Origin of the sequence: Microcoleus vaginatus FACHB-2002 (assembly GCF_040004035.1) — a bacterium.
Classification (GTDB): domain Bacteria; phylum Cyanobacteriota; class Cyanobacteriia; order Cyanobacteriales; family Microcoleaceae; genus Microcoleus; species Microcoleus vaginatus_C.
Map to the genome: position 1 here is coordinate 84,925 of NZ_JAMPLN010000001.1, position 25,415 is coordinate 110,339.

Genomic DNA, 25,415 nt, shown 5'->3' on the forward strand with positions numbered 1-25,415 from the left:
GGTGGCTAGGGGGCGATCGAGAAGACTGTACAAGAAAGAAAAAACTCAACATAATTCCCCCGTCTCAGCTATAATCAAAACCATCCTCTCCACATCCTCACATACCCATCATGAGGCACTGGCCCCCTGGACAACAACTCCACCAAGGCAAATACCTAATCGAAGAAATCCTCGGCGGTGGCGGATTCGGTGTCACCTACCGTGCTCAAAACCGCAAAGAAGGTAAAGTAGTCGCCATCAAAACCCTAAATGCCAACGTTCAAGGTAAGCCAAACTTTCGCGAATTCCAAACCAAATTTGTCAACGAAGCTTTATCTTTAGCCCGGTGCAGCCATCCTCACGTCGTCCAAGTTTACGAAGTATTTCCCGAAATGGTGGGAAATATCGAATTGTGGTGCATGGTGATGGAATTAATCGATGGAATTGACTTAGCTAGCCATCTCGAAGATAACGGCCTTTTGTCGGAAGCCAAAGCTTTGCCGATTGTTCAGCAAGTCGGAAGCGCGCTGAGTTTTGTTCACCAGCAAGGATTTACTCACCTCGATGTTAAACCCCAAAATATTATGCTCAGGCAGCGGGGTCTTGAAGCCGTTTTGATTGATTTTGGCATAGCGCGACAGGTGACGGCACCGGGGAAATTGAGGACAAATAGCAATTCCGGGACTGAGTGTTACGCACCCATCGAACTATTAGAAAGACGCGCTGAACTGGGCGCTTATACAGATGTTTATTCCCTGACAGCAACGCTTTATGTCATGTTGACTGGTGAGTTGCCGTTTCCGTCGCAATTCAGGAAACAAAATATTCCTTTAACTCCGCCAAAGCAATTCAAATCGGAGATTAGCGACAGGGTGAATGCGGCGATTATGAAAGGAATGGAGTTGGAACCGCAAAATCGCCCGCAGTCGGTGCAGGAATGGTTGGATTTGCTGGTGCCGAAACCTGTGGTATTGCCATCACCAAAAGTTAGCCCTCAGTCCGCACAAAAATCTTTTGAAACGCCGCCGAAACCAGCGCATCCTGATACTGCGCGGGTGATTTCAGTCCTGGGGATTAATTATATAAACTTGGAAAATTTATTAGCCGCCAAAAAGTGGCAAGAAGCAGATGAAGAAACCAGGAGAGTGATGTTGAAGGTGGCGAGTAGGGAGCAAGAAGGATGGCTGGAGCCAGAAAGTATTGAAAAATTTCCTTGTGAAGACTTGCGAACCATTGACCAACTTTGGTTAAAATACAGCGATGGACGCTTCGGCTTTTCGGTGCAGAAGCGCATCTATTCAAGTTTGGGGGGAACTAGGAAATATCCTGAGAAAGCATGGGAGAATTTTTGCGAGCGTGTAGGCTGGATAAAAAACAACCAATGCCTGTACTACACCGACCTCACTTTTTCAGAGAAAGCACCAGAAGCTCACCTCCCGGCAGCTTGGTGTCGCTCAAAAGCTGGAGAGGTGAGGGGGAGTGGTTGGATGTGGTGGTTCTTCTCTCGCGTCGAGACTTGTAAAGTGTAACATCTAAGCGTTTCAGATTTTTATTAAGACTTGCGAACCCAACTTTTTCCACGATCGCCACTTCTAAGTTAATGCCTAAACCCCCAGTTACCATGACTATAAGATAAACTTTATTATTAACTGTAGGGGCGAAGCATTCGGCGAAAAATATGAGCTTCAAAACCAACAATATATTGCCAGAATGCTTCGCCCAGGCTTCCGCGCTAGATACAATTCCGATGTTTTAGAAATTGATTTATCTGATTTCCCAACGCAGATATTGGTTAACCCGCGCTGATTAGTGATAACCCTGAAGATTCGAGTTTACTCGCGTGAATTGGGCGAAGCATTCGGATGGTTTCGGCAGTTAAAAAAACAAACAACCACCGAAAAAACTAAAAAAATGCTCTTACTCCCCCCCTTACCAAGGGGGGGCTGGGGCAGGGCGGTTTCATTCTCGGGTGAGATCGCATAAAGTAAAAGCGATCGCAGGGATGATAAAATCTCAAGCAACCGCGCTCATAACAAATATATATGCTAACTTTAATCACATTTCTCAAAAAAGTCAATGACCCACGCCAGAACTCAGGAAAAAGACATTCTTTATGGCTGATATTACTCTTAGTCATTTTGGGTATGATGTTTGGTCATCTTGGCTATAGAGACATCACAGCATTTGCTCTCATCTCACCAAAAATTAATTGTTCAGTTTTTTAAAGTTGCGGGCGATCGAATGCCATCTTATTCGACAATTAGACGGGTAATGATGTTGGTGGACACCTCAAATTTCATCGAGGTATTTAATCAGTAGGGTCGCAGCTTAACCCCGGTCAATTCAGATAATGATTGGGTATCAATAGATGGTAAATGTCTCAAAAGTACCTGTGTTAACCATGACAATAATTCTCAAAATTATGTGTCAATGGTGTCTTTATTCAGTCAAACGAGTGGCTTGGTACTTGGGTTACAAAAAATTGAGAACAAAAAAACTTCAGAAATCAAGTGCGTACAAGAACTGGTAAAAACAGAGACAACTAGCGGTAGAGTATTTACCTTGGATGCTTTACACTGCCAAAAACAGACAACTACTCTAATAACTCAATCAAAAAATGATTATACGATCGCCCTCAAAGGCAATCAAAAAAAAATTGTTAAAAGCTGCCTTAAAAATTAGCAACGAGCGCCGGCCTCTCACCGAAAATCAAACAGTAGATATCAGCCACGGTCATCAGATACTAAGAAAGGTATCCGTCTTTAATATTGAGTCTCTAAACTCCGATGAATTTAACTCAGAAGAGTGGGCCAATATTAGGAGCTTAGTTAAAGTAGAGAGAAGTGGAACTCGCGGTAAAAAAAATTACGAGCATCTCGCTTATTACATTAGCAGTTTATCTGCATCGGCAGAGACATTTGCGTCAAAAATCCGGGGTCATTGGTTAATTGAAAATCAATTACATTGGGTAAAGGATGTAATTTTTCGAGAATATATGTGGCCGAGACACAATTATAAAGCCGTCACTAACTTATCGATTTTAAGTACGATAGCCCTCAATTTTTACCGAGTTTTAGGCTTTTTGTCAGTAAAAACAGGACAACGATGGTTGGGTTATAACTTATCCAAGCTAATACTTATCAGCATTTAACACACTATTCGAGCGGTTTATTGTCGCTCTAATTTAAAACATTTTATCAGTTAAACCGTTGCTCCGCAATGCAGACGGTTAATTTTCATATTAAATATTAGCGAGTTTTGAGGGAGCGCAAAAATCGGGGCGTTCCCTAAACATAATGATGTCCCATTCTCAAATTTTAGCGCTGCTAAAATTTGAGAATGAAACCGCCCTGGGGGTTAGGGGGGATCGAGCTTAACTGAACCCTATTGAAATATAAAGTGCTTGCTAGGCGCACTTTATAAAGTCTATGGTTTGGGATTTGGTGCAGTTTCTCCTGCAAAGGAAGTACAATTGCCACCGAGGCCAGAAATAATCGCGCAAGTATTAGTTTTCAGCATTCCCTGATATGTATCAGCACCAGTGCCGGGGCCGCCCAACTCGTCGCTGTAAAGTTCTTTGTCCCAAATTTTGACATTTGCCTCCCTCGCCACAGTCTCCATCAACTTCGGATTAGTTGTGGTTTCGGCAAAAATTGTCGGCACTCCTGTGCTCTTAATTTCTGAAGACAATTCGGCAATTCTTGCGGCCGTGGGCTGTTCCTCTGTCGTCACACCCTGCAAAGCTCCAGCAATCTCCAAACCGTAAGCATCGGCATAGTAACTCAGAGCATCGTGAGTGGTTACTAACTTGCGTCTTTGGGCGGGAATAGTCGCAATTTGAGCTTTTATCCAAGTATCTATTTTTTGCAACTCATCTGTTAAGCTGGCTGCATTTTTTGTAAAAAGTTGAGCATTGGTGGGGGAAACTTTGATCAATTGGTCGCGAATTGTTTCTACCATACGGATGCCATTTTGAGGGTTATGCCAAACGTGAGGGTCAGGGACTTTTTCGCCTTCTGCGTGGGGTTGGTTTTGGGCTTTCTCTTCGCCGTGTTCGTGCTCGTGTTCGCCTATCAGTGGTTTGGGAACTGCGAGTTCGTGTACGGCGATTTTGGGTGCGGAATTACTGCTGGATTGAATTAACTTAATGATGCTTGGTTCGTGGTTGTAGCCGCCGTATAAAATCAGATTTGCTGTTTCAATCGCTTTGCGGTCTTCCGGCTTGGTTTGATAAGCGTGGGGGTCGTCTCCCGGCTGGAGCAGACAGGTGGTGTCGATCGAACTTTGAGCGATTTCTTTAGTTAGGTTGCAGATAACGCCAGTCGTGGCGACGACTTTGGGCAAGTTGGCGGCGGGACTGGCTTGAGTTTGAGTTGCGGCGGGACTCTCTGGCAGCCGATTGCTAGCGTTCTGCCCTCCACTGCACCCAACCACTCCGCAGCCAATTGCCAAAACAGCCGCACCGCACAATCTGCCGCTTTTTCCAGCCCAGTTCTTTAACATTTTCACCTTTGGAACGATAATCGTTATTGCTTTTTCGAGTTATCCTATTGTAGTAGCTACGAACAAGAATCGTTCTCAAAAACTTGAATTATGTTAGAAGTGCAAGACTTAGCTGTGAATTATCGAGGAATTTCCGCCCTCAATAGCGTGAATTTCCAGTTAGAATCGGGGCAATTAACCGGTGTGTTCGGCCCCAACGGCGCGGGGAAAAGCACGATGGTGAAAGCGATGCTGGGGTTGATCCCGGCCTGTCGGGGTTTGGTGAAATATCAGGGGCGGTTGTTGAAGCAACAGTTATCGCGGGTGGCTTATGTCCCGCAGCGATCGCAAATTGACTGGGATTATCCGATTACGGTGTGGAATGCGGTGATGATGGCGCGAACCGTCCAGACTGGTTGGTTTCGCAGTCCCTCAAAGCAGTCGCAAGAATTGGTGAAAGCTGCTTTGCTGCGGGTGGGAATGTGGGATTTGCGCGATCGGCAAATTGGCGAACTGTCTGGCGGACAGCAGCAGCGGATTTTTTTAGCAAGGTCGATCGCCCAACAAGCCGATTTATTCTTCTTCGACGAACCTTTTAACGCGATCGACAAAGCAACCGAAGAAATTATTTTCGATATTTTTGCCGAACTAAAAGCCCAAAATAAAACATTGCTAGTAATCAGCCACGATTTAGGCGAAACTTTAAAACAGTACGACCATTTATTATTGCTAAATAAGCAGTTAATTGCAACTGGTTCCTGCCGGGAAGTCCTCACCGCCGCCAATATTCAAAAAGCCTATGGATACGATTTAAGTTTAGTTTCGGCGTAAGCAAAAAAAGATTTATCTTTAAAATTGATTGTGGCACGGGCATCCTGCCTGTGCAGTTGATTGTGGTTGAAAAAACCCTATTATTAACCTAATTCAATGTTAAATTTTCTAATTGAGCCGCTACAATTCGAGTTCATGCGAAATGCGATCGCCGTCGGCGTTTTGCTAGGCATTCTCTGCGCCGTTGTCGGCTCCTATTTAATTGTACAGCAAATGGGAATGATGGTTGACATGATTGCCCATTCAGTATTAGCAGGATTGCCGGTGGCTTTTTCTTTAGGTTTCAATATTTCGATCGGCGCGTTTATATCGGGAATTATCAGCGCGGTAATTATGGCTTGGATTCAATCGCAATCGCGCCTAAAAATAGATGCAGTTATGGCATTAATTTTGTCTACCTTTTTAGCAATTAGCGTCACCTTGATTAGCTTGTTGCGGACAACAAAATTAGACTTAGACGGGTTTTTGTTCGGGAATATCTTGTCAGTTGCACCTGCTGACGTGCAGCAGACTTTTGTCATAACTTTGATTATTTTGGCGACCGTTAAAATTTTTTACAAAGAACTGCTATTCTATACTTTTGACCCCCTGGGAGCGCAAGCGTGCGGTTTGCCTGTAAACTGGATTTATTTGGGGATGATTTCGGCGATTACGCTGACGATTGTTGCGAGTTTGCAAACCGTGGGGGCGTTGTTAGTAATTTCGCTATTAATCGGACCGGGAATGACGGCGTATTTGTTGGTAAAAGAGCTACATTTAATGATGGGATTAGGAGCTGTTATTGGGATTATAGCTAGCGTTACTGGTATGTATCTCAGCTATTATTGGAATATGCCGTCTGGTGCGGCAATTGTATTAGTTGTTTTTGGGTTATTTTTAGTAGCTTTGCTTTTCAGTCCCAGTCAAGGGATTTTGACGAGAAAGAGAGGATAACACTCCAGGACGCACTTCGACGCTCAGAAACCGGGTTTTTTACTCAATGCGGTCTGCAACGAAGTAGACGCTGGAAAAACCCGGTTTCTGGGTACTCGTGGGTAAGTCCTAAAGTTTTCAATTGTATATGTTTTGGTCAAATGGGTGCGTATGCGAACTTAGCGCCGCCCGAAGCCTTTGCCGCGCATAGACTTTGACCAAACAAGCAATTCGCCACCACCACCGCCAGCGGCGAGAAACTGGCCTTCGGGATGCCATGCGAGACAGGAAAAACCGCCCTCTGCACCTTCTAGAATTTGCAGCAATTGTTCTGCTTCGTCCCACAAACAAACTTGACCGTCTGCGGCTGCGGAAGCTAATAAAAATGTGGTAGGTTGAAAGGCGATCGCATTTACAACTTTTTCATGCACTTCTAACGCCCAACCTTCCCAACCGACTCTTTCATCCGCGTCTCTTTCCCAGACAGAAATGCCTTGAGAACTCGAAGCAGCTAACAAAGGCGCACCCAAAGAATTAGTTTTATCCGACCAAGCTAATTGCCGAACTTTCCCCGGAAAACCCTGCATTACCCACGGTTGATAACTGCCCCATTCATTAACAATTAGGGTGTTGTCCATATTGCCGCAAGCTAAATATTGCCCTGACGTATCCCAAGAAATTGCACCTGTTGCAGACGGTACTGACAAGACGTGCGGGTCTTCGTCCCAGTCTTCGCCGTCCCAAACTTTGACGCCTTGATAGCCGCTAACTGCCAGATATTTAACAACAGGATGCCATGCTAAATCGAGGATAGATGATGAGTCGAAATTCAGCGTTACTTCAACAACATTATCCTCAGCATTCCAGACTTGAACGCAGCGACCCATACTGAAAGCTAACTGATTGCAGTTGGGACTCCAAGCTAACTTATCAACCCAGACGCGCTGGTTATCCAAATCAGCAATTAATTCCCCAGAATTAACGCGCCAAATTTGCACCCGTCCGTCTTGTCCGCCAGCAGCTAGGAATTGACTGTCGGAGGAAAAAGACAAGCAATCGGCTGATTTACCCGTGGCACTTTGTAGCGTTTGCAAGGACAATTCATTCATTGCCCCTACAGTCCCTAACATCACTTCGCCCGCAGCGGAACAGACTGCTAAAGTTTTGCCGTCCGGCGACCAAGTAACAGCAGTTACGTAGTCAGACAGCATGGCTTTAGCGTGAAATTGCAGGGTTAGTTCGCGGCTGCCGCTCTTTTTTTTTCCCGTTTCTTTTAAGCTAGACACCGACGGAAATCCTCTCGCAATTGATTTTCGTTTAAGTCGCGACCGATGAATACAAGCTCGTTTTTCCGAGTTTCTGTATCTTTCCAAGGTCGATCCGGTCTGCCATCGAACAGCATATGCACTCCTTGAAACACAAATCTGTTGTTTTCTCCAGCCATATTCAAAATGCCTTTTGTCCGAAAGATATTCGGGCCTTGAGTCCGCAACAATTCCTCAATCCAATCGCTAAATTTGTTGCCGTCAATAGCACCGGATTCTACTATTGCTACTGAGGTAACAGTTTCGTCGTGTTCGTGGGTGTGTTCGCCCAAAAAGTCTGGTTCGATTTCTAATGCCCGGTTCAAATCAAATGCTTTGACGCCCAACAAAGCATCCATTTGTAATTCAGCGTTGTGAGTACGGTAAATTTTTGCCATTGCATTCATGGCGCGAATTCGCTTTTCTAATTCTGCCAATTCTTCATCAGTCACTAAATCAGTTTTGTTTATCAAAACTACATCGGCGAATGCAATTTGTTCTTGAGCTTCGTCTGCGTCCCAGTGAGCCGATATGTGCTTGGCATCAACTACCGTGACAACTGCATCTAGCAGTAATGTGTCCCGCATATCTTCGTCTACAAAAAATGTCTGAATTACGGGTGCAGGGTCGGCTAAACCTGTGGTTTCGATGACTATGTGGTCAAATTTGTCTCGCCGCTTCATTAAGTTACCGATAATCCGGATTAAATCGCCTCGGACTGTACAGCAAATGCAGCCGTTGTTCATCTCGAAAATTTCTTCGTCGGCATCAATTATCAGTTGGTTGTCGATCCCTACTTCGCCGAACTCGTTGACGATGACTGCAACTTTTTTGCCGTGTTCCTCTGTTAAAATGCGGTTCAGTAGCGTAGTTTTGCCTGCACCCAGATAGCCCGTGAGAACGGTAACAGGAACTGATTCGATCGCCCCAGCAGTCACCATACTTGACCTCGATTATTGTACAATGATAACCATTATCGCTATTTTACACCAGACTTGCTGGCAGTAGTCACAATATTAAATAATGTTAATAAATTGTTGGTGAGAGCTTGGAGGAGCGAGTTTTACCAATAATATTTGCTGCAATTCAAAATATCGATAAACCCGCCCCTCTCAGATGACAATTAGTTGTTAATCATAGCTGCAATTCGATCGCGCTCTAACTCTCGACCGATCAGCACTAATTTGGTTTGACGGAGTTCGGAAGGTTGCCAAGGACGATCGTAAAAATATTCTATCCGCGAGCCCACACCTTGCAACACCATCCTCATCGGTTTCTTGGGAACCGCCACAAACCCTTTAATCCGATAAATTTCCTCCTGCTGCATCAAGGATTGCAGTTTTTTCACCAAAGCTTCAGGTTCAAATTCGCGATCGGCAATAAAGAAAGTCGAGTTAATATCATCATCATGTTCGTGTTCCTCCTCAGTGTCGTGGTGACTTGGGCGAGACTCCAAATCATCCTCAACCGCCGCATTAAATCCCATTAGCACATCAGGGTTAATTTCGCCACCTTTGCAAGGCACAATTTTCACACTCGGACGCAACTCTTGCTGCAACCAGCTTTGGACTTTCTTGTGAGTTTCAGCATCTACGCGATCGACCTTCGTTAAAAGTACCATATCGGCACAGGCTAACTGGTCTTCAAACAATTCCTCGATCGGAGTTTCGTGATCTAAACTATCATCAGCTTGTCGCTGTGCCATCAAAGCATCGATATCACCGACAAAAGTACCGCTAGCAATAGCTTCGCAATCGACAACAGCAACAACACCATCCACTGTAGCACCCGTGCGAATTTCCGGCCAGCGAAAAGCTTGAATCAAAGGTTTAGGAAGTGCGAGTCCCGAAGTTTCAATTAAGATACAATCAATTTGCTCTCTACGCTTCAACAATTCCTGCATAGTGGGCAAAAATTCCTCTTGAACTGTGCAGCAAAGACAACCATTTGTTAGTTCTACAATATTGCTGCTGATATTTTCTTCTTCGTCGCAAACTTGGCAATCGCGCAGCAGTTCTCCATCAATTCCGATTTCGCCAAATTCGTTAACCAGAACAGCAATTCTGCGACCTTGATTATTTTGCAATAAGTGGCGAATTAAGGTAGTTTTGCCGCTACCGAGAAAACCAGTGATGACAGTAACAGGAATTTTGTGCATTGATAATTTTGTGGTTATTTGGTGGTGGAATATCTTGTTCCCAAGCTCTGCCTGGGAAGGCCGATCTAGAGGCTCTGCCTCGCTGGAATAAAAGAGCGCTTTTAACACGAGGCCGAGCCTCTGGCTATGCGCTCCCAAGCCGAGAATGTAGGTGACAACTTAAGACGGAAACCTACAATAAAAGTCGTTGTTCGGCGAAGTCTAGATCCCCCTAAATCCCCCTTAAGAAGGGGGACTTTGAGAATATTTCTTGTCCCCCCCTTATTAAGGGGGGTTAGGGGGGATCTAGATTTCGATAAAAACAAGAGAGACGGTGGGTTGAACGTTAAGTTGTCACAAAGGGGCAGATCCTAAAAATAAGAAAAACTCTAACTAGGAAGCGGTGGAATCTTCGCCAAAATGCCTTTTTTCAGAGCTTGAGGACGCTCAGACCAAGGCAACAAACCGTCCGGTTTAGCATAGTATTGACCCGCACATTCGAGTACAGCCGCGACGCTTTCCGACTCATTTGCAGGTAAATCGCCAAACAGATAAGTGTACTTTCCAACAGCAGCAAAAGACACCGCACAAGAGTGACTGCAAGCACTCATGCACTCAACCTCTTGAATCTCAAACTTATCAGAAAACTCCCAATCTTTAGCGAGTTGCGACAAATTTTCCATGAATTGTTGACCGCCGCTTTTGCCTTCGCGCTTGCCGTTTTTCCAAACACTAGCGCAATCAGTGCAAACAAATAGACTGTGCTTTGTGCGTACAGCCTTGTTAATTCCATCCATCATCCGTACCTCGCAGATGCGTTCAAAAGTGAGTTAGATATCGGCGGGCATTCTGACTTTAGAAACCACAAGGGTTTCATTACAGTTGCGGGACAGCGCCGGACTTGCACCGAACTTTCCCCGTTTCCTCTAGCGACTGCTCCCCGCTAGAACCGATCGCGAAATCACATCATACCGCACTTGCCGCCTTTTTGGAAAAAAGTTATGTTGGTAACGTCGATCCATCCCCAAAAAAATAACTCTTTGTGGAACGGGCATCTTGCCTGTTGCTGACAGGATATAACCCCACAAAAAAAAATAACTCTTTGTGGAACAGGCATCTTGCCTGTTGCTGACAGGATAGAAACCCATCCCCAAAAAAATAACTCTTTGTGGAAGAGGCATCTTGCCTGTTAATGACGGGCTAGAAGCCCCTCCCACAAGAACATTACTACAAACTATATGAACGCCTTCCCCGATTTTTCCACTCACGGCTATCAGATTGAAAAAGAACTCGGACACAACAGTCTCGGCGGCAGAGTTACATACTTAGCGAAAAATACGAAGACTCAAAAATTAGTTGTAATTAAGCAATTTAAATTTGCCCAATTAGGTGCTAGCTGGACAGAGTACGAAGCTTACGAACAAGAAATTAAAGTTTTGCAAAAACTGGATTTCCCGGGCATTCCCCGCTATCTCGATTCTTTTCAAACTGACAGCGGTTTCTGCATGGTGCAGGAATACAAAAATGCCGAATCTGCTGTCGCCCGGACTTTTTCGCTGCCGGATATCAAACAAATTGCGATCGCAACTTTAGAGATTTTAGTTTACCTGCAAGCTCAGAAACAGCCGATTATTCACCGCGACATCAAACCGGAAAACTTGTTAATCGACGAACAGTTAAATGTTTACTTAGTAGACTTCGGTTTTGCCAGGTTAGGAGGTGGAAATATCGCGGCTAGCAGCGTCGTAAAAGGCACGATGGGATTTATGCCACCGGAACAAATGTTCAACCGAAAATTAACAAAAGCATCCGACCTTTACGGCTTGGGGATAACGCTGATTTGTTTGTTAACTGGGACTAAATCTGCGGATGTCGGTAATTTAGTTGATGCCAATTATGGCATTCATTTCCGGCATTTAGTACCGCCATTGCAGCAGGGTTGGATGAATTGGTTGGAGAGGATGGTAGCGCCGAGATTGCAAGACAGATATCCATCGGCTGCTGAGGCTTTAACTGCGCTAAAATCTTTGGATGTCAGCAGCTTGCCGAAAGTGAGAATTGAGCGCGATCGCATTCAATTTACCGCCACAGAATATGGAGAAATCTTAACACAAACTATTGCCATTAGCAACCCAATTCCCGATACAATGCTTTGTGGCAGGTGGGAAGTCGCGCCGCATCCGAACGATCCGCCTCACACGCCCTACGACCACTCTTGGATCTCCTTTGAACCGCAGGCATTTGAAAGCAATAATATCGAGTGCAAAATCGCAGTCGATACGAGCAAATTGCTGGCAAGTCAAACTTACAACCGCCAAATCATCTTGCGCGCAAATTCTGAACCCGGAACTTATACAATAGAATTGCAAGCTACAACAGCCCCGCTGCCCGTACCGCAAAAAACTAATTTTTTGTCGGTATTCAGGCTGATTTTTATGTTCTGTTTGATATTAGCAAGTTTTATGTGCTGTTTGCTGTTAACAGTTTTCATATTTTACTGGATTGATTATCAGTTCGTCCCTCCGGAGGTTGACATCTTTTTGTATTCTGGGACTACTACTATCCTGCTTCCAATCTGTTTTACGAGTGGCTTATTGGGATTTTTAGTCGCCGAAATCGCCATTACAGCCCAATCAAACAAATATGATTTTAATTGGTTTCTAGCTTTATGTGGAGGGTTAATAGGATTGATTTTTTCGGGTTTTATTAGCAGCATACTAACCAGTCTTCTTGTTGATATCGCGAAGGGTACGATCGATTATCAATTAATAAATTTTGTGTATGCTGGGTCAGGGCTGGTTTCGATCCCAGTAACTTTACTTGCAGCCTTAATACTAGGACAAAGGATTACGAATGTTACGATCGAAAATGTTACGATAGTAGCAGTTATTATGCTGTTATCATTTTCATTGTATACTCAGACCGTTAGAGTCGTCTTGATTCTAGCGCTGGCATCCCTGATTTACAAAATAGTCTATTCGGTATTTAACAAGCTGATTGACCAGCAGATAGCCAGACAAATTCTTGAAGTAGATGCTACCAAAAGAGCTTTTCTTACTGCAGGATTTTGTATGAGTTTGTCTGTAGCATTTCTTCTGTTTAGAAGATTTGATTTTCCCTTTAAAGGGGTTGAAACAAGAGAAATATTAGTTGTAGGAGGAACGATAATGACATCTCTAGCCGTCACTGGAATTCCGTTAATTGACTCGATCTTTTTTAAACCAAAAAGAATGCTTGCCAACTATCGCAAATCCCGACCAAATTTAATTAAACCGTAAAAACTTGTTCGCAGCAAGGACTTTCAACCTCAATGACTGAAGTCCTCACTACAAACCTTACCAAACATTAAGAGTCTGCATTCCTGCCTGTTGTTGGCGGATTGTTTCGAGAGTTCGCTTTAAATCTAACTTTTAAAAACCTCGCTATTAACTATCACAACTCTCAACTACTAACTATCAACTATCAACTATCAACTATTTACCTATGAATGCTTTTCCTGACTTTTCCAACTACGGCTATCAAATAACCCGCGAGCTCGGACACAATCGCGCTGGCGGTAGAGTTACTTATCTCGCTACCGAAATTAATACCAAACGTTCCGTCGCCGTCAAACAATTTCAATTTGCCCAAACTGGCGCTAATTGGGTTCAATATCAAGCTTGCGAACAAGAAATTCAGATTTTGCGAGAACTCGACCATCCCAGCATTCCCCGGTATTTAGATTCCTTCCCAACTGCATCGGGTTTCTGCATGGTGCAAGAATACAAAAATGCCCCTTCCTTGGCAAATTCTAACCGCTGGAAGCCCCCACAAATCAAGCAAATTGCTATCTCTGTTTTAGAAATACTCAAATACCTGCAAAATCGGGTTCCGCCAGTCATCCACAGAGATTTAAAACCCGAAAATATCTTAGTAAATGACCGGATGAACGTCAGCCTTGTCGATTTCGGATTTGCTAGAATCGGCGGGGGAGAAGTGGCGGCCAGCAGCGTTGTGAAAGGCACTTTGGGCTTTATGCCGCCAGAACAAATGTTCAATCGGCAGCTAACTGTTGCATCGGATTTATACAGTCTCGGCGCGACGCTAATTTGCTTGCTAATCGGCATCAATTCTACCGAAGTTGGCAGTTTGATGGACGATACCGGGCGGATTAATTTTAAACATCGCTTGCCGCAGCTAACTCCAGAGTTTCTTGACTGGCTGCAAAAAATGGTGGAACCTAATTTCAAACACCGCTATCCTTCGGCGGATGCTGCCCTCAATGCTTTGATTCCCCTAGAGGTAGTTCAGCAGCGTAACAAGTCAAAACTCGCACTGATATCAGTCGGATTATTAACAGCAATTGCTGCTATTTTTATTCCTTTGCTCTGGAAATTTGTCGCTCTCAAACCAGTAATCACCGCAAAAAAGTTAAATCCTCAGACTCAAGTGATGTTAACTGACGAAGTAGAATCGACAAAAACTAGAGATTTTTGGTCTTTGAAGCAAAAGAAAAAAGTCTATTTTGCTGTCAGTGCTGCTAACTTGCCAGAAGGAAAATATAGAAGTTATTGTAAGGTTGTCAACCCTCAAGGACTATTCGCAGCCCAGAGTCAATCTTATTTAAAAACGACGGGCGATCGATTAAATACTTGGTGCTGGTACAATTTTAAAAAAGATGACAAACCGGGCAATTGGCAGTTTCAATTTTACTTAGGGGGTCAAAGAGTGGCGCAAAATAGTTTCAAGGTTTTACCTTAACATAGTTGTTCCGGGCTGGCATTTAATTTCTTTGCCGTCAAAAGTTGGCGGGTTCCAAGTTTCTGCATAAGTTCCGTTCTCGCGATCGCTCTCGCATATAGCCCAAATAGTTTTTATTAGATTGCTACCCTTTTCTTTGTAAGCAAATACTGCGCCAGTGTAGGATTTCCCGGGGTTCCTAGCAGTAGGTTTGGCGCTCGCGATCGCGCTTTCAAATTGTGCTGGTTCGCGGTGATTGTGCCTAGTTTGAACCGGGCCCATTGATGAGACGATCGTGTAATTATAGTTCTCGGTCTGTTCTTTAAGTCCTAGATTCAGTTGGGTAATGTTATCGCTAAATTGACCGTACTCTGCATAATAAGCTTGCTGCGCTTTATTGATGATTGCAATATACTGTCTGCCTTCTAAATATGTCTGACCCCTTGACCGGGACGAGGGCAGGGCGATCGTATTGAGTTTGAAATCGTAACATGACGCCATGATGCCAGCCACAAGCGCGCTGTAAATTGCAATCCTCGGCAGCAAACTGGATACTGACAATCTCGATTTTTTACTGGCTTTAGCTACATTGACTGACATTTTTTTAACTGTCATAAAGTAAATTTGCCAAGCTTGTAGGGTGCGCCACAAGCACCCTACAGATTACAAATTATGCAGTTTCGTGCTGTTTGCGCCATGCGGGATGCCACAGCAATTCGGCAGTCGATCGCTTCTCGACCATTTCAGGAGTAATCATACAGTGAGCCACATCCTTGCGAGAAGGCAACTCGTACATGACATCCAGCATTAACTCCTCTAAAATGCTGCGGAGAGCTCTGGCGCCAGTTTTGCGACGATAGGCCTCCTGGGCGATCGCCCGTAGCGCTTCCGGCTGGAATTCCAATTCCACGCTGTCCATCTTCAACAGCTTTTGATACTGCTTCACCAGCGCATTCCGGGGCTCGGTCAATATCTGCATCAAAGCTGCTTCATCCAGCGGCGAAATCACCGTCACCACCGGTATCCGCCCGACAAACTCAGGAATCAAACCAAACTTGACTAAATCGTCCGGCTGTACCTGCTGCAAAATATCAGCGGCCCGCTTGTCTTTCGCCGGCAAAGTCGAGTTGCTGTCGCTTTCTGTTGGCTGAATAAAGCCCAAGGATTTTTTACCCAAACGCTGTTCAACTATTTTTTCCAAACCGACAAAAGCACCGCCACAAATAAATAGAATTTTGCTAGTGTCAACTTGAATAAAATCTTGGTAAGGATGTTTGCGGCCGCCTTGCGGGGGCACGTTAACCACTGTTCCTTCCAACATTTTTAGCAGCGCTTGCTGCACTCCTTCTCCCGATACATCCCTAGTGATCGAAGTGTTTTCGCTTTTGCGAGCAATCTTGTCAATTTCATCAATATAAATAATGCCTCGCTGCGCCGCTTCGACATCAAAATCCGACATTTGCAACAGCCGCAGCAAAATATTTTCTACATCGTCGCCGACATATCCAGCTTCTGTCAGAGTCGTCGCATCGGCTACAGCAAACGGAACTTCGAGCATTTGCGCCAAACTTTGCGCTAACAAAGTTTTGCCACAACCTGTCGGTCCGACTAGCAGGATGTTAGATTTTTGCAGTTCTACATCGCTGTCAGGGGAAGACTTGTCGCTATCTTTAGCTTGGTCAACGCTCAAGCGCTTGTAGTGGTTATAAACTGCTACAGAAAGGACTTTTTTTGCTGAATGCTGGCCGATGACGTGGTTGTCTAAATGCTGCTTAATCTCTGTTGGTTTCGGAATTTGACCTAAAACGATTTTCGATTTATTCGATCGACCCGGACGCCGCGTTCCTTGTCCCTGAGACTCTCGCACCTCTGATTGGGGAATCTGTTGACCAATTGTTTTACTGGAGTCAAAGAACTCCTCCTCTAAAATTTCATTGCACAGTTCCACGCATTCATCGCAAATGTAGACGCCGGGCCCAGCGATTAACTTGCGGACGTACTCTTGCGACTTGCCGCAAAACGAGCATCTGAGATGGGAGTCATATTTTGACATATTTGCCTCTTACTTTACGGTTGCGGTTGCTTGTTTCGACTGGGGAAGTTGCCGCGGGAGCGACCTTAGCTTTGCCCTAGAAGGGTTTCCCGATCGGATACCCAAGCCAGTCAAGCTTCGCGATCTCTATTTCTAAGTTAACACTTTTGAGGCTTTAGTCATTAGTCACGAGTCATTCGAGCAAATTTGAATTTTTATTTTTCACTTGAAAGTAAAGCGGCCCGGGCTTACCATTTTTTGTATTCCAAAAATTTTCCCGACATAATTATTTTTACTCGATCGCCTTTTGGGTCTGCTTCTTTCTCGACATCCATAGTAAAGTCGATCGCGCTCATAATCCCGTCACCAAATTTTTCGTGAATCACTGCTTTGAGCGGCATCCCGTAAACCTGCATTATTTCATAGAATCGATAAATCAGAGGGTCAACCGGAACCGAGGCCTCCAAAGAACCTTTTAACGGAGGTTCACAGAGAACCGCAGCCGTCTCGCTATCTAGTCCCAAAGCCGAGACAATTTTCTCGGCTTCATCTTCTGATGCGGTAGCTTGACGGTAAATAACCGCCGCAATCCAAACTTCGTCGCGCCCCAAAACTTTTTCCAAATCTGCAAAGCTAATTCCCTTAGCTTTTTTAGCGGCCAAAAGCTTTTCTGTAATTCCTGAAATTGCCATTAAATATTCTCCCCTTCACTTCAGTGTCAGATGTGCAATATGTCTCACATTTTGGTAATTTTGTCAATACTAACTTGAGAAAAAAAATCGAATTGATAGCTCGCAACTTCAGCAAAAGTTGGTCTCCTTAACCCCCGCAACTCATACAATTTGAGATTTGAGATGTTAGATTAGCAATGACTGATGACTACTAGGGTTGAGAGCGAGTCAACAGTTGCATTCTTTTTTCCAACTGGTCTTACAATTGGTAAATCATAAAATAACTCATAACGGCCCTGTGGCAATGGTACAGTTGGCAGTATATGTAATAAAAGTTACACAGGCAAAGGTCTTCGGCATTCGGCAAACGGCTGAATTTTGATCGTGCTAGCCTGAAGCTCGATCCTCGCTCACGCAGCCAAAGCCCCTTTACCACTCAAAATCGGCAACTGACAAAAGTATGGAGATTCAGACCAAAGATTACACGATCCAGTACGATAGCGCTACGCAAACAGTCACATGTAGCGGCTCGTTCCGACTCAGCCAGGTAGAAGAGTACGCACCGATCGTCGATCTGCTCAACGAAGTGGCTGACTCCTGCCCAAATACGGTGACTCTAGACTTGCGAAAGCTAGAATTTTTAAATAGTTCTGGAATTAATATTGTCTCAAAATTTGTGATCAAAGTGCGCCAGCAAAAAAATATTCAAATCGCCATCAAAGGTTCTAAACAGATCCCCTGGCAGATCAAATCCCTGAAGAACTTGCAGCGGCTGATGCCTTCCTTGCACTTAGAATTCGAATAGCAACGAAAAAGGTAAAGATAAATCCCCGGCTAAGTCGGGGAACCAGGATGAGGGTGGCTGAAGTTAATCGGAATAAGTCATAGTTAAACTAGCACAAAACCCTAAAAAACTTCAGAACCGACTAAAAATTACCAATTTTCAATTGCTATGCAGGAAGAACCCTCGACAGAACAGCTACTTTTCGACGTTCAGCGGCTGAGTGCGGAACTTGAAAACTTGAAGCGCGAAAAGGTTGACCTAGAAATTTTGCTGGAGACTACCACCGAACATTCAGATACGATGGAAGCTCACTTGCTGAGCAAAGCTCAGTTGGCGCTGCGTTCAAGCGAAGAGCAGTTTCGGGCGATCGCCTCGGCAACTCCCGTGCCGATATTAGTTTCTCGCCTCTGTGACGGCTTAATTCTGTATGCGAACGCTCAATTGGCTTCTCTCCTGAACATACCCCTAGAAAAATTGATCGGCTGCAGCACTCCCGACTTTTACTTCAACCCCGCCGATCGCCCAAAGGTACTGGAGGCACTTGCTCAAAACGGATACCTCCAAAACTACGAACTCCACTGCAAAAAATCAGACGGCACCGCTTTCTGGGCGATGATCTCGGTTCAGTCGCTGGTTTTTAACGGGCAACAGACGGCATTGTGCGCCTTGTACGACCTCACCCAGCGCAAGGAAGCAGAACAAACCCTCCAAGAGAGCGAAAAGCGTCTCCGCCGCCAGAGTTTGGCTTTGTTGCAGCTAGGTCGGCAGAGAACTCTCAATAGCGGTGCGCTGAATGTGGGAATTCGCGAAATTACTGAGGCTGCAGCCCGGACTTTGGATGTGGAAAAAGTCAGCGTCTGGCTTTACAACCATGGAAGATTTGGAACTCGCTACCCCAGCGATCAGCTAAATTTTACCGAGAGAGTTCTCGCCCAGAACCAAACAGAGGCACTCGGTACAGAGGCCGCTGCCCCAGAGCAACACGAGGGGGTTAATCATTCTAAGTTTAAAATCCCCAACCCCAAATTAGTTTGTCTCGACTTGTACGATCGCACCCAAGAGAATCATTTGAGCCGGGAGTCCATATCGGCAAGCGATTTAAATTTATCAAGTTTAGATGTTGAAGGCGACACACCGGGCGAAAATTTGCGATCGGACAATGCTTTAGAACCTACGACAAAGACTCAAAATTCTCTACAAACAAATTTGTCCCATTCATCTTCGCTAGCCGAACATTCCGCTGTGCTGCCAAATGCCAGCAAGCCCAATTCATCCATATTAAATGTAGCAATTAGGCTCGGTGGGCAGATCGTGGGCATCCTCTCTCTCGAACATATCGGCGCGCCCCGCCAGTGGGCTCTGGAGGAGCGCACCTTCGCTGATTCTTTGGCAAATTTGGTAGCGCTGGCGATCGAAGGATTTGAGCGCCAGCGGGCTCAGGAAGCACTCTCCAAAGCCAAAGCGCAGCTAGAAATGACCGTCGATCAGCGCACCACTCAACTCACCACTGCCAATAAACTGCTCCGCATCGAAATTGCCGAGCGCAAAAGAGCCGAAATAGCCTTGCAAGAAGCCTTACACAAAGCTGAAGCAGCTTCGAGAGCTAAAAGCACTTTTTTAGCCAATATGAGCCACGAGCTGCGGACGCCGCTCAACGCGATTATCGGTTACAGCGAAATGCTACAAGAAGAAGCACGGGAATCAGGACTCGAAGAGATCATTCCCGATACCCAAAAAATTTATAACGCCGGCAAACATTTGCTGACTTTAATTAACGATATTCTAGACCTTTCTAAGATAGAAGCTGGTCGGATGGAGCTTTATTTAGAAAAATTTGACCTCAGTAATTTAATAGAAGAAGTCGTTGCAACTTTGCACCCTTTGGTCGAAAAAAATCACAATCAATTGCAAGTTTCTTGCTCTGAAAATTTGGGAGTGATGTATGCAGATTTGACTAAAGTCCGGCAAATTCTGTTCAATTTGCTCTCGAATGCCCTGAAGTTTACCGAAGGTGGAACGGTGCTGTTGAGCGCGACTCGCGAACCAGCAGGCGGAAGCGATTGGGTTTATTTGCAGGTATCTGATACGGGGATTGGAATGTCGGCAGAACAGCAGCAGGGTTTGTTTGAACCTTTTATTCAAGGGGACGCTTCCACTACTCGCAAGTACGGCGGCACAGGTTTAGGATTGGCTATTAGCCGCTTGTTTTGCCAGATGATGGGAGGCGATATCACTGTTGAGAGTCAGTTGGATGTTGGCTCTACTTTTACGGTTCATTTAAAGGCAAAAGTTGATATTAGTTAGAAGCAAGTTGGGTAACTAGCAATCTAGGGGATTTAAGGGATTTAACGGGTGGGGGCTTTGCCAGCAATTGTGTACCGGATTTAACGGATTTAACGCATGGCAAAAGAGGGAATAATTCCCCCATTACCAATTACCCATTACCAATTACCCATTACCAATTACCCATTACCTTTTTAATTGTGACACCGATCGCGATCAACCTCTGTTGTCGATCACACAGTAGCATTTTTTTTCAGCCTAGAATACCTATATTATCCCAAAATTGTCCTGCAGGCACGATCGGGCGCCTCGCTGCATTTACAAATCCCACCTCAACCCAGTTAAGGGGGTGGGGGGTTGCTTCCAGAAGGGCAATTTGGTAAAAGTAATGCTATGGTCGCGAAGCAGTAGAAGGCAAAAGTTAACAGGAAATCAGGAAGTTTCAAAAGTCTCTGGACGCAGAAACACAATTCTGCTTTTTACCTTCATACTGCTTCTACTGGCGAGATAGCACTGCTGCTGAAAGCAATGCACAATTTCTCAGAATCAAAGGAGTGCATCTACATGATTAAACCTTGCAGTCAACCGCTAAAAATAAATCCTTTTACTTGTTATCGCGATCCGGCTACAGGCAGGTGGACTACTGTAGTTACAAGTGTTGAAAACACTTGCGAAACAGACTCTAGTTTGAAAGCAGAAGCCGAAGGCGAAAACGAAGGTAAAGCAGAAACCATCCTTTCTGCTTCGCCTGCTGTCTCGCTGCCGAAAAAAGTCCTTTCTTTCTCCGTGCCTCAGTATAAACACCGTGCCAAAAAATCTGCTGTTAGTGTCAGCAGGTAGCTATCGCAGGGGTCTAATCTAGTTTCCACGGTTAGTCCCCGACGATCGCCAAATAAAAAAAACGAACTTATCCATAGCCTAAACTGTCAAAAAGCGATATACTGGCAGCAAACTTTCTCCTTCAATATCCGTGAAGTATTTGCTCGATCGCTGCCTCCACTTTGTATGGACAGACCGACCAATTCGCCAGCGGGGAACAGTCATCATTGCTATCCCCATTATTTTTCTGTTTGCTTCGCTGCTAGCAATTGCACGCCTCCGGGAGATTACCCTACAGATAAGAGAGCGAGCAGATACTAATAGGGCAATACTTCAGGAAACTAACCGCTTGTTAACCCTCGTGGTGGATGCGGAAACGGGCATTCGAGGTTACGGGTTGACTAAGCGTCGCGCATTTCTCTCACCCTACTTAGAAGCCAAGAAGAGTTTGCCTCCCCTACTGGCTGAACTCAAGGTGATGGTTCAAGAAAACAAACTGCAAGCTCAGCGATTTGAAGATATAAAAAAAAGTACCGAACAGCATATAAATTTCTTGCAAAACACTTTGAATAAGCTCGACAGTTCGCCAACAAGCGTGCAGTCGCCGGAAATAATTGAGGTGTTCACTCAAGGCAAATTGAGGAGAGATAACCTGCGCGCACAAATTAATGTGTTTTCTAATGCCGGCGAAGCCTACCAGAAAGATCTAGATCAGCAAAGACGAGGTTTGATAGATTTCACTAATTTTGTGCAAGTTGCTGGTTTGCTTTTCGGCTGTTTGGGCGCAGGGGCTTCCTGGTATTTATTTGATAGTTTAGAGAAGGAATTGAGGAAGCGGGAAGCTGGCTTGGAAGAAAGTAAAAGTCGCATTCAAGCTGTGGTTGACAATGCGGCTGACGGGATTATTACTTTGGACGAACGGGGAAATATTGAGTCTTTTAATAGGGCAGCAGAAAACATTTTTGGCGAGAAAGCCGATCGAATAATTGGCTCTAACCTACGGCGGCTGATCTCTCAACCGCAGCCCTACAGCAGCGTGGGGGATTATTCAATCGAATATTTTGTGTTACATCCCGATAGTACGCTAAAGACTTACCAGCAAGAAACAGTTGGACTTCGCCACGACGGAACGAAGTTTCCGATGGAGTTGGCTGTCAGTGAAATGCGTCTGGCGGAGCAACACTTGTTTATTGCGATTTGCCGCGATGCCAGAGGACGAAAACAAGCCGAGGAAACTCTGCGAAAGCAAGCGCAAATGCTGGATTTGGCAAACGATACGATCGCGGTCCTAGACTTGAATGGGGCAATTTCTTATTGGAATTCGGGGGCAAAGTGGCTCTACGGCTGGCGGAAGTCGCAAGCAATAGGAAAAAATATTCACAAGCTTTTAAAAACAGAATGGAGTCAACCTTTTGAGGTAATTCAAAAAGTATTTTTCGAGCAGGGTTCTTGGCAAGGAGAACTGGTGCGAACCAAGAAAGATGGCACAAAAATAACGGTGGCAAGCCGGTGGACTTTGCAGTACGATGATCAAGATCAACCGGTTGCTATTTTAGAAATTAGCAATGATATTAGCGATCGCAAACGCTCAGAAATTGCTTTAGCCCAAAGCGCGCAGCGGTTTCGCGCTACTTTTGAGCAGGCGGCAGTCGGCATGGCCCAAGCGACTGTGGAAGGCAAATTTCTTTTAGTCAATCAAAAACTTTGCGATATTTTGGGCTACAGTCGCCAAGAATTGGGGGAGAAAAGATTTCAGGATATTACTTGGCCTGGAGATTTGGCAAGCGAACTGGAACTTTTGCGCCAATTGTTAGCAGCAGAAATTGAAAATTTCTCTCTGGAAAAGCGCTACATCCGCAAAGACGGAGAGTTAGTGTGGGCAAACTTAACGGTTTCGCTGTTGCGAGAACAAGATGGCAGTCAATTTCTGATGAGTGTGATAGAAGATATTAGGGAACGCAAACAAGCTGAGGAATCGCTGCGGTTGCGCGCTCAAGAATTGAGGTTGACAGCCCAAAATCTGGCTCAAACGACGAATAGTTTAAGAAAGCGGAATCAAGAATTAGACCAGTTTGCTTATGTAGTTTCTCACGATTTGAAAGCGCCACTCAGGGCGATCGCCAATCTCAGCAGTTGGATAGAAGAAGACCTCAGCGAGTCGATGACAGAGGATACTCTGCACCAAATGAACCTGCTGCGCGGCAGAGTTCACAGGATGGAAGGTTTGATTGAGGGACTGCTGCAATATTCCCGCGTCGGACGGATTCAAGTGCCTTCAGAAATGGTAAAAGTTGAGAAGTTATTAGCAGAAATTATTGATTCTTTGGCGCCGCCGTCGGGATTTGAGGTGAAAGTTGAACCGGGAATGCCAACTTTTGTGACAGAAAAATTACTGTTGCAGCAGGTTTTTTCTAATTTAATTAGCAACGCAATTAAGCACAACCGAGCTGAATCGGGTCATGTAAAAATCTCGGTTAAAGAGTTAGATAATTTTTACGAGTTTTCTGTAGAGGATGACGGGCCGGGGATTGATCCTCAATATCACGATAAAGTTTTTGTAATTTTTCAGACCTTGGAAGCTCGCGATAAAGTTGAAAATACTGGGATAGGTTTGTCGCTGGTGAAAAAAATTGTCGAAGGTCAAGGGGGCAGTATTTCCCTAGAATCTGCTGAAGGTGAGGGAGCAACTTTTCGGTTTACTTGGCCGAAGCAACCTATTAGCCAAGACGGAAAATAAAACTACTCACGGCGATCCAAAGAGTAAATGTAGGGTGCACCCGGACTACCAAGAACCCGATAGCGAGTGTTTAAACTGGATCACAACGGATTTCGATGATAAATCCATCAGGATCGTAAAAGTAAATGCCGCGTCCTGTAGCGCGAGTGACGGGGCCGCTATCGATCGCAATTTGATTTGACTTTAGCACTTCCAGAGCGCGATCGAACAAATCCGGCTCGATGTCGAAGGCTAAGTGGTTGGCGCGGGTAAAAGCTTTCTCCGGGTCTGGGTTTGGCGGTTCTAAGTCTGGCTGCCAAAATAAGTCAATAACAGTGCCCTCTGGGGTGACGAAATTAGCGACTTTACCAGCGGCTACCATTTCTGTTAAAGTTGCGGGAATTTCTGCACCTGTTAGTTCGTGGAGGCCGAGAATTGTACCGTAGAAGTGCCGGGAAGCTTTCATGTCGCGCACGTTTAAAGCGATATGGTGAACGCGGCGCAAATTCCCCGGCGCGAGGGCAATTTTGACGTTGTTTTCGGTAGTTTGCATGATTGTCAATTGCGAATCTTCAAATTGAATGCAGTTTGATTTATTCAGATGGTACCCTGTAAAATAAGCATTTTAAGTTGGTAGTGAGGAGTGCAGCCCTCCAATTTCTAGGATAACTGAAGTCCTCACTACCAAAACTTTTATTCGAGTTGTGCGATCGCACATCATGTCCATTAGTATTATTTTTCTTTAGGAAACGATGCCATGCCTACAAATAGCATTGCCAGACCCCCTGCCAGAATTGCGAAGGCAAGTACACCTACAACTAAATCTAATCCCGATGTATTTTCCATTAAATTAAACAGTTCTCCAATTAAATACAATCATCGGTATTTGTTCATGGTTGAGTGCTTGCACACAATGGGGAAGAGCAGAAAAAAAAATAGCTCTCAATTTATTAGAAAAAAAGCCTATTAATTTCTTCCGTCTTCCCTAAACATCCATCCGTTAAATCAGTTAAATCCTGTACACAGCTTAGTTGGCGAACTTCTTATTTTGCCAATTCTCGCTCAATAGCAGCGATTAGTTCTGGCGAATCGGGGCCAACACTGCTGCGGAATCTGGCCACCACTTCACCCTGTTTGCTAACTAAGAATTTCTCAAAATTCCAGGAAACCTCACCCTTGGGATCGACTGCACTCGTAAGCTTAGCGTATAGCGGGTGCTGCTGAGTACCTTTAGCGCGTACTTTGTCAAATAATTCAAAGCTGACGCCGTATTTAGTAGTACAGAAATTGACGATTTCTGGATTACTTCCGGGTTCTTGACCTCCGAAGTCGTTGCAGGGAAATCCTAAAACACGGAGTCCAGCCGCGCTGTACTTCTGGCTTAATTCTTCGAGTCCTTTGTATTGAGGTGTATAGCCACATTTGGAAGCTACATTAACTATCAAGAGTACCTTGCCAGCGTACTCTCCTAGCTGCTTGTCTTCGCCTGCGATCGTTTTTACTTTAATGTCGGAGATTGTGCTGGGCATTTTCAAATACTTTTAAATTTGACCACCACAATTTTACCGCAAGTCGTTACAATTTTGTCGAGAGGTCGATCGCTAAAAATTTAAATAGCCCGGTCGGGGCGGGTTGACGGATATCGGGCTTATATTATAGATATTGGTGAACCCGCCTCTACCAAAATCACGGTTAATTTACCGAACATGATCTTAGTAGATGGCGGTGAACTTTCCCACAGCATCT

General features: G+C 44.9%; 20 protein-coding genes, 1 pseudogene and 1 riboswitch. Of the genes and pseudogenes, 11 read left to right on the forward strand and 10 right to left on the reverse strand.

Annotated features, from left to right (window positions below; all coding sequences use genetic code 11):
- Positions 1 to 110 precede the first annotated feature (110 nt).
- The 3 genes and pseudogenes from NDI35_RS00330 (at position 111) to NDI35_RS00340 (ending at position 3,130) form a co-directional block, all read left to right on the forward strand.
- Entirely contained in the window at positions 111 to 1,508 is a 1,398-nt protein-coding gene (locus tag NDI35_RS00330; RefSeq protein WP_445310989.1) for a protein kinase domain-containing protein, read from the forward strand.
- Positions 1,509 to 2,021: 513 nt separating this feature from the next.
- A complete protein-coding gene (locus tag NDI35_RS00335; protein WP_445310990.1) occupies positions 2,022 to 2,204 on the forward strand; it encodes a transposase family protein in 183 nt (60 codons plus the stop codon).
- A 139-nt stretch (positions 2,205 to 2,343) separates the two neighbouring features.
- Positions 2,344 to 3,130 (forward strand): annotated as a pseudogene (locus tag NDI35_RS00340) (ISAs1 family transposase).
- 275 nt (positions 3,131 to 3,405) lie between these two features.
- Here NDI35_RS00340 and NDI35_RS00345 read toward each other — a convergent pair.
- Positions 3,406 to 4,482 (reverse strand): metal ABC transporter solute-binding protein, Zn/Mn family, encoded by a 1,077-nt coding sequence (locus NDI35_RS00345; protein WP_445310991.1) that lies wholly within the window; start codon positions 4,480 to 4,482, stop codon positions 3,406 to 3,408.
- A gap of 90 nt (positions 4,483 to 4,572) precedes the next feature.
- On the opposite strand from NDI35_RS00345, the gene NDI35_RS00350 reads away from it, so the two are divergent.
- Positions 4,573 to 5,292, forward strand: coding sequence for a metal ABC transporter ATP-binding protein (locus NDI35_RS00350; protein ID WP_445310992.1), 720 nt, complete (start codon positions 4,573 to 4,575; stop codon positions 5,290 to 5,292).
- A 96-nt stretch (positions 5,293 to 5,388) separates the two neighbouring features.
- Positions 5,389 to 6,225, forward strand: a complete 837-nt coding sequence (locus NDI35_RS00355; RefSeq protein WP_445310993.1) for a metal ABC transporter permease — start codon at positions 5,389 to 5,391, stop codon at positions 6,223 to 6,225.
- A 158-nt stretch (positions 6,226 to 6,383) separates the two neighbouring features.
- Here NDI35_RS00355 and NDI35_RS00360 read toward each other — a convergent pair whose 3' ends face one another.
- The 4 genes from NDI35_RS00360 to NDI35_RS00375 form a co-directional block, all read right to left on the reverse strand.
- A complete protein-coding gene (locus tag NDI35_RS00360) occupies positions 6,384 to 7,490 on the reverse strand; it encodes a WD40 repeat domain-containing protein (protein ID WP_445310994.1) in 1,107 nt (368 codons plus the stop codon).
- Entirely contained in the window at positions 7,478 to 8,449 is a 972-nt protein-coding gene (locus NDI35_RS00365) for a CobW family GTP-binding protein (RefSeq protein ID WP_445310995.1), read from the reverse strand. The genes NDI35_RS00360 and NDI35_RS00365 overlap by 13 nt, the downstream gene beginning before the upstream one ends.
- Positions 8,450 to 8,631: 182 nt before the next feature.
- Positions 8,632 to 9,666, reverse strand: a complete 1,035-nt coding sequence (gene cobW, locus NDI35_RS00370; protein ID WP_445310996.1) for a cobalamin biosynthesis protein CobW — start codon at positions 9,664 to 9,666, stop codon at positions 8,632 to 8,634.
- A gap of 368 nt (positions 9,667 to 10,034) precedes the next feature.
- On the reverse strand, positions 10,035 to 10,442 hold the full coding sequence (locus NDI35_RS00375; RefSeq protein ID WP_445310997.1) for a DUF1636 family protein: 408 nt from the start codon (positions 10,440 to 10,442) through the stop codon (positions 10,035 to 10,037).
- A gap of 25 nt (positions 10,443 to 10,467) precedes the next feature.
- Positions 10,468 to 10,614, reverse strand: a riboswitch (cobalamin riboswitch).
- 269 nt (positions 10,615 to 10,883) lie between these two features.
- Here NDI35_RS00375 and NDI35_RS00380 point away from each other — a divergent pair.
- The gene (locus NDI35_RS00380) at positions 10,884 to 12,923 is read left to right on the forward strand and encodes a serine/threonine protein kinase (protein WP_445310998.1); all 2,040 of its coding nucleotides are present in this window, start codon (positions 10,884 to 10,886) and stop codon (positions 12,921 to 12,923) included.
- Between the two features lie 205 nt (positions 12,924 to 13,128).
- Positions 13,129 to 14,385, forward strand: coding sequence for a serine/threonine protein kinase (locus NDI35_RS00385; protein WP_445310999.1), 1,257 nt, complete (start codon positions 13,129 to 13,131; stop codon positions 14,383 to 14,385).
- On the opposite strand, the gene NDI35_RS00390 is transcribed toward NDI35_RS00385, so the two are convergent.
- From NDI35_RS00390 to cynS, 3 genes are all read right to left on the reverse strand, one after another.
- Entirely contained in the window at positions 14,377 to 14,979 is a 603-nt protein-coding gene (locus tag NDI35_RS00390) for a type IV pilin-like G/H family protein (RefSeq protein ID WP_445311000.1), read from the reverse strand. The genes NDI35_RS00385 and NDI35_RS00390 overlap by 9 nt on opposite strands.
- 55 nt (positions 14,980 to 15,034) lie before the next feature.
- Positions 15,035 to 16,417, reverse strand: a complete 1,383-nt coding sequence (gene clpX, locus NDI35_RS00395; RefSeq protein WP_445311001.1) for an ATP-dependent protease ATP-binding subunit ClpX — start codon at positions 16,415 to 16,417, stop codon at positions 15,035 to 15,037.
- A 227-nt stretch (positions 16,418 to 16,644) separates the two neighbouring features.
- Complete coding sequence (gene cynS / locus NDI35_RS00400) at positions 16,645 to 17,088, reverse strand: cyanase (protein WP_445311002.1); 444 nt, start codon at positions 17,086 to 17,088, stop codon at positions 16,645 to 16,647.
- Positions 17,089 to 17,527: 439 nt separating this feature from the next.
- On the opposite strand from cynS, the gene NDI35_RS00405 reads away from it, so the two are divergent.
- The 4 genes from NDI35_RS00405 to NDI35_RS00420 all read left to right on the forward strand — a co-directional run bounded on the left by NDI35_RS00405 (position 17,528) and on the right by NDI35_RS00420 (position 23,690).
- Positions 17,528 to 17,872, forward strand: coding sequence for a slr1659 superfamily regulator (locus tag NDI35_RS00405; protein ID WP_445311003.1), 345 nt, complete (start codon positions 17,528 to 17,530; stop codon positions 17,870 to 17,872).
- Between the two features lie 147 nt (positions 17,873 to 18,019).
- Positions 18,020 to 20,155 carry a PAS domain-containing sensor histidine kinase gene (locus tag NDI35_RS00410; protein WP_445311004.1) on the forward strand — a complete coding sequence of 712 codons (2,136 nt, stop codon included), beginning with the start codon at positions 18,020 to 18,022 and terminating at the stop codon, positions 20,153 to 20,155.
- A gap of 543 nt (positions 20,156 to 20,698) precedes the next feature.
- On the forward strand, positions 20,699 to 20,974 hold the full coding sequence (locus NDI35_RS00415; RefSeq protein WP_445311005.1) for a hypothetical protein: 276 nt from the start codon (positions 20,699 to 20,701) through the stop codon (positions 20,972 to 20,974).
- Positions 20,975 to 21,104: 130 nt separating this feature from the next.
- Positions 21,105 to 23,690, forward strand: coding sequence for a PAS domain S-box protein (locus NDI35_RS00420; protein ID WP_445311006.1), 2,586 nt, complete (start codon positions 21,105 to 21,107; stop codon positions 23,688 to 23,690).
- Between the two features lie 70 nt (positions 23,691 to 23,760).
- On the opposite strand, the gene NDI35_RS00425 is transcribed toward NDI35_RS00420, so the two are convergent.
- Positions 23,761 to 24,222, reverse strand: a complete 462-nt coding sequence (locus tag NDI35_RS00425; RefSeq protein ID WP_445311007.1) for a VOC family protein — start codon at positions 24,220 to 24,222, stop codon at positions 23,761 to 23,763.
- A gap of 490 nt (positions 24,223 to 24,712) precedes the next feature.
- Complete coding sequence (locus NDI35_RS00430; RefSeq protein WP_445311008.1) at positions 24,713 to 25,198, reverse strand: glutathione peroxidase; 486 nt, start codon at positions 25,196 to 25,198, stop codon at positions 24,713 to 24,715.
- Between the last annotated feature and the right edge of the window lie 217 nt (positions 25,199 to 25,415).

What these genes read in the sequence shown, in the direction of transcription:
- NDI35_RS00330 (WP_445310989.1), top strand. Translation starts at nt 111, where the DNA reads ATGAGGCACTGGCCCCCTGGACAACAACTCCACCAAGGCAAATACCTA.
- NDI35_RS00335 (WP_445310990.1), top strand. Translation starts at nt 2,022, where the DNA reads ATGCTAACTTTAATCACATTTCTCAAAAAAGTCAATGACCCACGCCAG.
- NDI35_RS00345 (WP_445310991.1), bottom strand. Translation starts at nt 4,482, where the DNA reads ATGTTAAAGAACTGGGCTGGAAAAAGCGGCAGATTGTGCGGTGCGGCT.
- NDI35_RS00350 (WP_445310992.1), top strand. Translation starts at nt 4,573, where the DNA reads ATGTTAGAAGTGCAAGACTTAGCTGTGAATTATCGAGGAATTTCCGCC.
- NDI35_RS00355 (WP_445310993.1), top strand. Translation starts at nt 5,389, where the DNA reads ATGTTAAATTTTCTAATTGAGCCGCTACAATTCGAGTTCATGCGAAAT.
- NDI35_RS00365 (WP_445310995.1), bottom strand. Translation starts at nt 8,449, where the DNA reads ATGGTGACTGCTGGGGCGATCGAATCAGTTCCTGTTACCGTTCTCACG.
- cobW (WP_445310996.1), bottom strand. Translation starts at nt 9,666, where the DNA reads ATGCACAAAATTCCTGTTACTGTCATCACTGGTTTTCTCGGTAGCGGC.
- NDI35_RS00375 (WP_445310997.1), bottom strand. Translation starts at nt 10,442, where the DNA reads ATGGATGGAATTAACAAGGCTGTACGCACAAAGCACAGTCTATTTGTT.
- NDI35_RS00380 (WP_445310998.1), top strand. Translation starts at nt 10,884, where the DNA reads ATGAACGCCTTCCCCGATTTTTCCACTCACGGCTATCAGATTGAAAAA.
- NDI35_RS00385 (WP_445310999.1), top strand. Translation starts at nt 13,129, where the DNA reads ATGAATGCTTTTCCTGACTTTTCCAACTACGGCTATCAAATAACCCGC.
- NDI35_RS00390 (WP_445311000.1), bottom strand. Translation starts at nt 14,979, where the DNA reads ATGACAGTTAAAAAAATGTCAGTCAATGTAGCTAAAGCCAGTAAAAAA.
- clpX (WP_445311001.1), bottom strand. Translation starts at nt 16,417, where the DNA reads ATGTCAAAATATGACTCCCATCTCAGATGCTCGTTTTGCGGCAAGTCG.
- cynS (WP_445311002.1), bottom strand. Translation starts at nt 17,088, where the DNA reads ATGGCAATTTCAGGAATTACAGAAAAGCTTTTGGCCGCTAAAAAAGCT.
- NDI35_RS00405 (WP_445311003.1), top strand. Translation starts at nt 17,528, where the DNA reads ATGGAGATTCAGACCAAAGATTACACGATCCAGTACGATAGCGCTACG.
- NDI35_RS00410 (WP_445311004.1), top strand. Translation starts at nt 18,020, where the DNA reads ATGCAGGAAGAACCCTCGACAGAACAGCTACTTTTCGACGTTCAGCGG.
- NDI35_RS00415 (WP_445311005.1), top strand. Translation starts at nt 20,699, where the DNA reads ATGATTAAACCTTGCAGTCAACCGCTAAAAATAAATCCTTTTACTTGT.
- NDI35_RS00425 (WP_445311007.1), bottom strand. Translation starts at nt 24,222, where the DNA reads ATGCAAACTACCGAAAACAACGTCAAAATTGCCCTCGCGCCGGGGAAT.
- NDI35_RS00430 (WP_445311008.1), bottom strand. Translation starts at nt 25,198, where the DNA reads ATGCCCAGCACAATCTCCGACATTAAAGTAAAAACGATCGCAGGCGAA.